At 32.6% G+C, this 276-nt stretch carries 1 protein-coding gene; it reads left to right on the forward strand.

Going from position 1 to position 276, the window contains the following annotated elements; translation table 11 throughout:
• On the forward strand, positions 1-276 hold a 276-nt coding region (locus BOQ64_RS24290; protein ID WP_228448536.1), incomplete at both ends, for a hypothetical protein.

Below are 276 nucleotides of genomic sequence, written 5' to 3' on the forward strand. Positions count from 1 at the left end.
AAGATAAAAAAAGGAAACTTCGGAAATGAAGGACGTTTTAGGGCTTTTAATTGTAACAAATTCTGTAAAATTTGCTACGACCAATATGAAAATGATGAAATTGAGATCAAGCATACTTGCATTATAACAGAAATGGCTTTGGCATTAGGAGCAGTTAGTAGCTGCCGAATGGGATCAAAGATAAAAAAAGGAAACTTCGGAAATGAAGGACGTTTTAGGGCTTTTAATTGTAACAAATTCTGTAAAATTTGCTACGACCAATATGAAAATGATGAA

The sequence above is a fragment of the Chryseobacterium sp. CH25 genome (assembly GCF_004119455.1).
In the GTDB taxonomy this organism is placed as follows: Bacteria; Bacteroidota; Bacteroidia; order Flavobacteriales; family Weeksellaceae; genus Chryseobacterium.